Here is a 5,945-nt window from a genome sequence, read left to right as displayed (position 1 = left end):
GCAGATGTCCTTTCAATTTTCACAATTTTTACTGCTATCGTTTTGTCTGAAAACTACTCAGGTTATTCAAATATGTGTTTTTGAAATATCCCATGTGTTTTTGAAATATCCCGCAATTTTCGACCTTTTGCCTTCATTGAAAACTTCCGGCACTTATTTCCAGAAGCTTCAGTTGAGATAATAACTGCAGATTTTCGACTAATTCTCCAAAAACGATAACAAGAAAAATGTTATTTTTTTGAAGACATCTGCGGAAGGTCGGATTACAATCCAGTCTCGAATTTCTAAGAAAAATCTGAAGTTTTTGTTAGCTATTAACCGGATCTTTAATCTCCTGCCCTGCAAGTTTTACTATCTAAAACATTAAACTTAGTCACAAAGCCGAAAGTGCTTAATTTTGTACTTCAAATGCGTAAGTCCTACTTAAGAAAAGAGCTATAATGAGCTTGAAACTTTTTACGTCAAAATATTTTTTGCTTGAAAACAATTTTTTGTATAATTAATTTAATATAATTTATACTCTTAATTATGTACTGGAGTTGGGGAATAAAGGGGTATCATCAAAATAAAAGAACCTCCTGGAGGTCGCTGATTCTTCTTCGAATTAATTTGCTTGGGGGAGCATAATATTCGAAGAGACTGTATTGGGGGATACAGTAGATTCAGCGCCTCTGGGCTTCTTCTTGCATTACATATCCTGAAGATTCTCACCAAATTTGATGATGAAAATTCAAGAGGTTTTATTTCTGTCTAACAGATCAGCGACTAAATCAGAGTCATTATAAGTGGTTAAAATTTGAATGCTGTTTGTATCTCTTTTCTCTGATAACCCTTCTAAGGGGTTTAGGATTTTGATTGCGGGCTCTTTGCTTTGAATAACATTCTCTTTTACTGTAACATCATTGCGTACTGTAGGCTTGACAACTCTGCCTTTAAACAATTCTGTAAGCGTTTCATCCTCGAAGTGTCTTCAACATTTCATTATATATTTAAGCAATTCTTTGATGGAAAAAGACCACCTGAAAGAAGCTCCTGGAATAGGGACTTGTCCAGATGGTCGCAAAAAGCAGAGATAAGCCCGAAAGTCGGGAATAAAACTCCAAGAAAAACAATTGAGTCCTGGATGTTGAAATGTGAAATTCCTGAATATAGCATATACAGTAGGCAGGGTCACGATACAAAAACTTCTCTATTGCACTATCAAAGTATTTCTTTCACCGATTACGAAATGAGATTTATTAAGAAGCGATTGACAGAGTGGGGTATATTGAGTTCATAAGAGCTTGAAAACGAGATTGAAAATTTCTTGTAAGAAACTGTAAAATAACAACAAATTGTGGCGGATATGGCGCTACTATCCGTCACTGCATATTGACTATTATTTAATTATATACTTTCTTAATCATTTTTATAAGTCCATCTCTGTCAATTAAATCAATATCATTGGCTTCAGCTAATTGTTTGGCAGAATTTGTAAAATAACTATTTGTAACTACCATACCCTCTGTACATTTGTAAAAACCTTTTGAAGCTACAACTTCCTGTACTGCACCATTTGAGACCTTACCCGAGTATCGTTTGATCTGTACAGCGGTTTTTGTTCTGTTTTTTGATGTTAGAATAAGATCTGCACCTTGATCACCTGATGATTTAGTACGATAGACTGAATATCCCAACTGTTCACAAACATGTTCCATAAACACTTCAAATTCATATCCTCCCATCCCATCTATCTGAGCTAATATTACATTTATATCAGTTAATCTGTTTCTTTTTAATCTTTTTTGTTCTGCCCTTTTTTCTAAAGCTTTCAACAAATTCTTCCATAAATATCCTAAACTTTTAAGAATAGTCTTTAGAAAACCTTCTAATTCGTACCCTTGCCGCCCATCTATCTTAGCTACATTTATATCTGTTAATCTGTTTCTTTCCGGTCTTTTTTGTTCTGACCTTTTTTCTGAAGTTTTCAACAAATTCTTCCAGGCGACTTTTGAACGAATTATTTGTTCTTCGGGATTCCATAAAAAAGCAAAATTTAAAAATATAATTGTCATCAAGAGGAAAAATATGCCTGCTACCGGCAAGCTTACTGTGATCAATAACCCAAAGATTAAACTAATCGATGCTACTATAAAATAAGTTATATACAGGACAACGTGTGAAAATTTTGGTTTGTCAGGGGCTATTAGAGTGCTAACTTCAAATTTAAAAATAATTATTGCAATTGAAATGCAAACTAAACTTCCCCCAATCAAACTCTGTGACAACATGCTCAAGCCCATAAATATAAAAATTGAGCCTAATATAAAATAAGCTATTTTTCGGGGTAAATTTGAAAACTTTAGTTTTTGTTGGGGTGCGGGAGTACTAACTGTTGGATTATCTGCTAGAGTATTATCTTCTAATGAAATTGGTACTGCACTTACATCTGAGGGGGTTGTTAGAGTACTTTTATCTACAACTGACGAAGAATCTTCCATTTTTTTCGGTCCTCTTTATAAAAAGTAATTATAAAAATAGAGAATAATTTAAAAAGCTTTTCCTTTTTAAAATACAGTATTTAAATAAATCATCCATTATAATAATTAGTGGAAACATTTAAAGTTATAGAAGCTAAAAAGCCTTTATGCAATCTTGGCAACCTTATTTATCCAAATTTTTAATAATGCATTTCCCTTATCGTTGGATATAATCTCTGATTTTATCACATTATGTATTACATTTCTTTTTAGGGGAAATTATTCTTCAGGTAAAGCTGCCTTGCAAAATAACTAGTGGTATCAAAAACAAAAGTTCATTTTCTTTTGAATATCCAATATTCCTCTAAGAGCTTGTCTGAAAACTAGTGCTTAGATTCCAAAATAAGTCCCTTGATTAGCGGGAATTCGTGACCATTGAATAGATTCGAACGTCAAGTTTTATGAACATACTTCGGAATCGCAGCTAGTAATTGTCCGCTATATATTAATTGTCACCTGAGATCCTCGCTCATAAAAAGCACTATTTGAAGCCCCACTCAAGCCTTTCTTGTTACTATGATTTTACTGGTTGACGGGCTGCATGTGTGGCTTATAACCAGTGCCTGCAATAGCTCTAGCACAGGCGGACCTGCTCAGACTATTGGAAGCATTTCATAGATGAGAATATCAACTAGTTTTTAAATTTTCTTCTTGGCAGAATCATACTTTCATAGGCGTTGAACTAAACGTTCTATAGTTTCTTTGCATTTTTCTCTTTGTTCTTTGGACACTTGAATTGTTTCATTATATACTATGTATACATTTCTAACCATCTTGCTAAGAGGAATTCCTTGGTTGGCAGCTACTACACCAGCACTATTAAAGTCACGAAGTTCGGAACTATATGCTTTTTCAAATTCCGTTTGGTCTTTTAAGAAACGGTTAATGGGATTAAATCTATCTGGATGTTTAGTATATTCTTCATACATCTTTGATATCGCTTCATTTGACAATGCTTTAAATGCGTGAGCTGCACCTTTTTGTTGAGTGAAACGATTGCCTAATAATAATGCAATTTTAGGTCTCTCAATACCTAGACTATCAACTTTTGCCGCAAATGTATAGTTCCCGTAAACAGGATGAGGTGTTTCTGTTCCCCATATTAGATTAAACAATCCCGTAATCGCAAAAATAGAAGAATCATCAGCATTTATTGGAACTAAAAGTTCTTTTCCTGCCAATATTGCCATTTGAGTGTATATCGAAAAACTCGGATTTGTATCAATAAAATATGTACAAGGTCTTTCTGGATTAATCGACATCTCTGTTATGTTTTTGAGTATCGCATGTATTTTTTCCCAAGGTTTATCCGAGGTAGATAAAGGTATTTCATTCGCTCTTGCTGCGAGTAATGGAGCAATTAATTCTAGATTTCCATCTCCTGATAATAAATATAAATTAGAAGGAAGTCTATCATTCATTTCATGAATATTGACAATATATTCTTTTAAATCTTTAACAGTTGCAGCCGACGTATCAGTTATATAACCAACTACAGTTTTTGGTGATTTACTTTCAATTAATGACTGTAAATTTCTCTCTCCAGTCTGCCCTCCTCCCATGAGCATCATTGAAACATTCGCTTGAGGGCACATATCAATAACCATAACGTCACGATCGGGGTTCATCTCCGCATAGACGGAGGCAATATGAAAAGATATTGTGCTCTTTCCAACGCCCCCTTTGTTATTCCAGATTACATAGCTTTTAGTATCCATTTTATCTCCTTATGAAGTGGTATCTAAACTTTACGAGAGATTAGGCATGGCATACATGCTGTAAAATTTAATTATATGTGTAATTTCATAATGTATAAGTACTATTTATCTAATTCTTTATCATTTTATTATCCTTTTGTATTATTTGATAATCCTAAGTAAATCTCTTGAAGCTATACATATATGAGACTTGAAAGCAGAATTGTAGGAAGCTTGGATGCATATATTAAGCCTAAGCCTTTTAGTTTTTGATACCTACTTCTTTGCATTTTTGAACTTAGTTCTTGGTCATGTAGGAATATATCATAGCTGACCGAAAATCAACTAGATATGCAAAAATAGTTAAGAAAAACATACCAAAATTTAAACTGCAAATGCCGTGTTCGTATGAATGATGAAGTGGATTTACCTTTTGAATGGGAACTTGAAATTGAATCTTCTGATATTAACACACATAGGAAATTATCAATTCTTAGATACGAAACTAAATGCTCTTTTAACTTAGAGCAAATTAGTCAACATTTTAAAAGAAATAGGCTAAAATTTGGTCGTGACTTTGGATGTATTGATGACATAAAAAATGAACAAAGTATTCATTTGCTGTTTGCTAAAATGGGTGATCTGCGTCATTCAAGTGCTATATTTGATTCCAAAACAAAAGAATATTTGTCGAGTACTTCTTTTAAAATAAAAAATTTAATAGTTTCTACTATACATGTTGACAATTTTCAAGATGAGACTAACAATCTTAATTTACTTGTTTTCAATGGTGGAGGTACAAAAAACGAGCGTCTTTTTGCGCAATATAGATCTATTTTAGCAGACTCTCAGCCAAAGCAATTGGAATTTGATGAATATGAGTTAAGGAATTTATGTTTTGATAAATTTGAAAGTAACTTATCTGAAATCAGCTTTAACCCTGTAAAAGAACCAGGTTTTGGAAACACCCAGCAAGCGGAATATCAATCAGAACGAAGGAGTATATTAGATCCAAACGCTGAAAAAATAAAAGAGCTTAAGGATAGCAATAATATAATTATAACAGGCTTCAAATCAAGTATAATCTCTAAGCATGATAATTTAAGTAAAGAAGCTGAAGTAAGATTTACAATAAATAGTACTGGCAAAATTGAATTAGAATTTCCCAAACTTGCATGGATTGACGTAGAACCAAATAAAAAAATTGAGATTAAGTTCTATGAATTTGCGAGAAAAATATATGACGAGATTGTTAGCAAAGAATTGTACAAATTATCTACTAAATATGGAATTGCACCCAGTCAAAAATTAATCACTTCATTCCGCGGTGTCTCTAATGAATGAAGTTGATGAAATTTCATCCATATTTAATGGAATTTTGGAAGGTAAGTATGAAGGATTTTATTTAGACTCATCTCTTTTTAGGCTAGAAGAAATCATATCATCTAATAAAATATCATATAGCTATCTAGTCATTGACAATGCATTAGATATAGCAGAAAGAGATTTTGAGTTTTATACTAGAATAATGAATTGGACCATCAAGAATTCAACAATATACCTCTCATATTTTTTTATGAAATCTGCACTACAATTGCTTAATAAAAAATGTAATGGGAGATTAAGTATATAGCCCCCTCTTTACTTCGTTACTCAGAGAAAGCTTGTAATTCCTTCCTTTCTTTAATGCCGTAATTTACAGTTATCCCCACTAAAAGTACAGCTAAAG

General features: G+C 32.8%; 4 protein-coding genes. 2 read left to right on the top strand and 2 right to left on the bottom strand.

Going from position 1 to position 5,945, the window contains the following annotated elements; genetic code table 11:
* Positions 1-1,382: 1,382 nt before the first annotated feature.
* Together EO93_RS18340 and EO93_RS15190 are read right to left on the bottom strand one after the other, a co-directional pair.
* Positions 1,383-2,480, bottom strand: coding sequence for a restriction endonuclease (locus EO93_RS18340; protein ID WP_235284297.1), 1,098 nt, complete (start codon positions 2,478-2,480; stop codon positions 1,383-1,385).
* A 707-nt stretch (positions 2,481-3,187) separates the two neighbouring features.
* On the bottom strand, positions 3,188-4,237 hold the full coding sequence (locus EO93_RS15190; RefSeq protein ID WP_048163418.1) for a ParA family protein: 1,050 nt from the start codon (positions 4,235-4,237) through the stop codon (positions 3,188-3,190).
* 387 nt (positions 4,238-4,624) lie between these two features.
* Here EO93_RS15190 and EO93_RS15185 point away from each other — a divergent pair, with 387 nt between their 5' ends.
* A complete protein-coding gene (locus EO93_RS15185; RefSeq protein ID WP_048163416.1) occupies positions 4,625-5,560 on the top strand; it encodes a hypothetical protein in 936 nt (311 codons plus the stop codon).
* The gene (locus tag EO93_RS15180) at positions 5,553-5,849 is read left to right on the top strand and encodes a hypothetical protein (RefSeq protein WP_048163414.1); all 297 of its coding nucleotides are present in this window, start codon (positions 5,553-5,555) and stop codon (positions 5,847-5,849) included. Before EO93_RS15185 ends, EO93_RS15180 begins: the two co-directional genes overlap by 8 nt.
* The last annotated feature ends 96 nt before the right edge of the window (positions 5,850-5,945 follow it).

The sequence above is a fragment of the Methanosarcina sp. 1.H.A.2.2 genome (assembly GCF_000979975.1).
Lineage (GTDB): Archaea > Halobacteriota > Methanosarcinia > Methanosarcinales > Methanosarcinaceae > Methanosarcina.
The sequence above is the reverse complement of the archived record's forward strand: the minus strand, read 5'-3'. Positions and strand labels throughout refer to the sequence as shown.